The following is a 3,972-nucleotide window of genomic DNA, read 5'->3' on the forward strand; positions in this document are numbered from 1 at the left end:
AACCCGCTATGACCGCTGTCCCAAAGTATTCCTTTCTGTCATCGCGCTCGCAGCAACCGTCATCTACTGGTTATGAATCCTGACCCTAGATGCACAACAAGACCATGGTTCAGCATTGCACTGAGTATGTCATCGAACTGTAGGGGGTCCAGCCCAGATCTACTTAATTTCGTTCAGTGAACTGTGTAGAAGCGGAGGATAGACGAACTCGGTCACTGATCTTTACCTTCGGCCTTGTCGGAGGTTTCGCCCGGCGCAGGGCGGGTCACACCAGCGGCTTTCATTAGATTATAGATGGTCGGCCTTGATACCTTAAAATGGTCAGCGATCATCTGTATCTTAGATCCGCGACGCACCTCTTTGAGGATCTTCTCCCGCTTCTCGTCCGAGATCGGTTTTCGGCCTTTGTACTTTCCGGCAGCTTTGGCGGCGGCGATACCGACGGCCTGGCGCTCTTTCATTGTCTCGACTTCCATTTGATCAATGGCCGCGATCACTGTGACCATCATCCTTCCGATTGGTGTCGATGTGTCCATACCAGGGTCCAAGATCTTTAGGTGGGCCCCTTTCTTTTGCAAGATCTCGTCGATCTCGATGATCTCCCTCGGCCGACGACATAGCTTGCTGAGCTGTGTGACGATCAGGCAGTCACCTTTTCGCATATACTTCTGGATCAGCTCGTCGCGAACTACTTGGTGCCCACCCATGAAGGCTGACGTCTTCTCCTCCAGGAAATCATCATCCGGGCCGGTACAATGTTCGCGGAGAATTCGTACTTGGTTCTCTAGCCCAGCGATTTGATCAGGCGTGGAAACCCTGGCGTATCCAAAATGTGCCATCCGCTGCCTCGATTGTCTCTTTTTGTAAAGATAGCATATACCCTATTTACATAATGTTAAAAAAGTACAGCGCCTAAATTTTTGACACCTGTTTTTCGTTGTAAGCGAAATCTAGCTGCGGACGTAAATTAGGGCAGGGGCCAATTAGACATTGGGTTTGATCTAAAGACTCAAGATGGCAGCGAATTTCCAGGTGAATCACAACGAAGCTCGCTAAACGACCCGCCAAGAACCCAAAAATGAGGTGTGTAGCAGCAGTTAACAAAGTTGGTGTTGACGGAGCGAATACGATGTCATTTTCTGCCGCCAAAAAAAAAGGAAGGCAGGAAATGAGGCAATCAATGAACCGGGCAGAGGACATCTCGACGGCAGAGTCTACGGGACCGATCTCCTTCGCGACCCGAGGGTATCCATGTTTCTCACACCTGAGCATTAGCCCTTTCAGTCCGCTTAAGCAGGACCTCTGGATCAGAGAGTCGGGTGATCCCCATAGATACCAGATCATGTTGATGCCAGAATACCGAGTTCCGTCGGCGATCAATAAAAATGATATCGATTCGATCTGGTTTGAAGGCAAAATCAGCGAGCCGCTGGTGGTCTGGGACCACTTCACGCATCCAACTCTTTTTGAAATCATCTCTGAATGCTTCGACCCGGCGGGGGAAGTGTCTGATTTCATCAGGGTCTACGATACCAAGGACGAGCGGTTCATCGATGACCCGAGGAGTCCTGAATTTCTGGCGGGTCGTCCTGTTCGCACAAATCCTGGTGATATTTTGAGTGAAGAACGGCATCGGAAAAGAAACCGTCATTTCAAGCGCGTGAAGGAGTATACCTCTGAAAACTCAACCGTAGAAATGCGGCGTGTTGGATATTCCAATGTGTATGTTCACAACTATGACAGTATGTATGGAACCCGTGGAATGCGTAGGAGCTGCGCAGAACGTCATCAGAACCTGAGGAGGGGGTTTTGCATGTCCATGGAGGATCGCTTCGTCGTTCCCGGCCTGATGTTCGGTCTGGTCAATTTCGAAAATGAACTCGCAAAGTTTCCAAAATGGCATCTGCGTAGCCTGGAGATTGAGTATGACTTCAACAATGGTCTTCTGACCGATCCTTATGTGGTGGCAAAGAAGAAAAAGACCAGCGGGGTTCCGCTGTCGAAAGCAGACGAAAAGGTTCTTTCTCGGGGGTCCAGAAAGCCAGCTGGAAGCATTTTCTCGCGACTCTTCCGTTAAGAGAGTGGGTCCGGGCTTTATTGCCCCAACGTCACTCATGCGCTTTCTACGTTAGCAACAGCTAACAAAGTTGGTGTTGACGGAGCGAATACGATGTCATTTTCTGCCGCCAAAAAGGAGGGCAGGAAATGACGCTATCAATAAACCGAGCAGAGGACATCTCGACGGCAGAGTTAACGGGACCAATCTCGTTCGCGAGCCGGGAGTATCCGTGCTTCTCATACCTGAGCATTAGCCCTTTCAGTCCGTTTAGGAAGGACCTCTGGATCAGAGAGTCGGGCGATCCCCATAGATATCAGATCGTGTTGATGCCAGGATACCGGGTTCCGTCGGAGCTCAACAAAAATGACATCGACTCTATCTGGTTTGAGGGCAAAATCAGCGAACCTCTGGTGGTCTGGGATCACTTCACTTTTCCAGCCCTGTTTGAAATCATCTCGGAATGCTTTGATCCAGCGGGAGAGGTGTCTGATTTCATCAAGGTTTACGATACTGAAGACGAGCGGTTCATTGAGGACCCGAGGAGCCCTGAATTTCTGGCAGGTAGGCCTGTTCGGTCTTATCCAGGGGGTATTCTAAGCGAGGAGCGGCTTCGTGGCAAAAATGGTCACTTCAAGCGCGTGAAAGAGTATACCTCTGAAAATTCAACCGTAGAAATGCGGCGTGTTGGGTATTCCAATGTGTATGTTCACAACAGAGAAGATCTGTATGGTAGTACAGGAATGCGTAGGAACTGCGCAGAACGTCATCAGAACCTGAGGCGTGGCTTCTGCATGTCCATGGAGGATCGCTTTGTTGTTCCTGGCCTGATGTTCGGTCTGGTGAACTATGAAAATGAACTGGCGAAATTCCCGAAATGGCATCTGAGCGCCCTCGAGATCGAATACGACCTCAATAACGGTCTTCTGACTGACCCATATGCGGTGGCGAAGAAGAAAAAGAGCGGTGGTGTTCCGCTCTCGAAGGCAGATGAGAAAGCTCTGGCTCGGAAGCCGAGCAAGCCTGCTGGAAGCCTGTTTACTCGTCTGTTTCGATAGAAATGTGGGTTGGGGCGTTACTGCCCCAACCGAACCCGTGCGCGCTCTAAATTGAAGCTGTAGCAGACTGTCACGATTTCACAGAACCATCGCGACGCAAACTCGGGCGCTGCCCTTTCGGCGTTTTGCGGGCCATCGCAATTCGTGGTGTCGGTGTGCCCGATGTTAAATCCTGCTCATCTGAGAATTTTGAACAAAAGCAGAGCGGTGTATTGCGTTTTCTTGGTCTGCCTCCAAATTTTCACCTATACCTACTTGATTTATGGGAATTTTCAACCGAAGTGTCGTGATCTGAAAATCGAGCAGAAACATACAAGAAAGAAGTAAGGTGCCTGACGCGTTTTGGAATTTTTTAGGTGGTCTTGTGCTCTTCGGCGGCACTTATTTGGCGTACATGTACACGAACCTCAACTTGGTTATGTCTTTCCTAATTGGCGGGGTTGGAGGTGTTTTTTTGGTATACTTAAGCATGCGAGTCGTCGCGACTATTATCCATGCTCAGCGCGAACGCCGTGAACTCGATGAACTCAGACGCCGCCGTCGAAACAAGTTCTAACACTGTCGGAAGATCTACAGATTACGGAACATCTGTCATCAACGCCTACCGGAAGAAGTAGAACAACGATATGATCGTGGCGGCGGTCATATCTTGCAGCACGATAACTATGTCTCATGCCCAGGTTACCGGTAGGTTTGCTCCCGACGATGCAGGAGTGCGTTCCAATTCCGTCGAATTTTTAAGGTTTAAGGCTCGCGGTTTTGTCGCAAACTTGGCCCTTACCTGTCAGGTCGAGTGCATTTCTGGTAGCGCGCACTAGAACATGACAGGAGCAGGCCGTGACGATCTCATTTAAGGGC

At 49.9% G+C, this 3,972-nt stretch carries 3 protein-coding genes; 2 read left to right on the forward strand and 1 reads right to left on the reverse strand.

Features of this window, described 5'->3' with window-relative positions; all coding sequences use genetic code 11:
* Positions 1-212: 212 nt before the first annotated feature.
* Positions 213-839, reverse strand: coding sequence for a recombinase family protein (locus ACR0KW_RS24080; protein WP_480807286.1), 627 nt, complete (start codon positions 837-839; stop codon positions 213-215).
* Positions 840-1,129: 290 nt separating this feature from the next.
* Here ACR0KW_RS24080 and ACR0KW_RS24085 point away from each other — a divergent pair, with 290 nt between their 5' ends.
* Both ACR0KW_RS24085 and ACR0KW_RS24090 read left to right on the forward strand, forming a co-directional pair.
* Positions 1,130-2,077 (forward strand): hypothetical protein, encoded by a 948-nt coding sequence (locus ACR0KW_RS24085; protein ID WP_480807287.1) that lies wholly within the window; start codon positions 1,130-1,132, stop codon positions 2,075-2,077.
* Positions 2,078-2,205: 128 nt separating this feature from the next.
* On the forward strand, positions 2,206-3,114 hold the full coding sequence (locus ACR0KW_RS24090; protein WP_480807288.1) for a hypothetical protein: 909 nt from the start codon (positions 2,206-2,208) through the stop codon (positions 3,112-3,114).
* The last annotated feature ends 858 nt before the right edge of the window (positions 3,115-3,972 follow it).

This window comes from Ruegeria sp. CG11 (assembly GCF_056537245.1).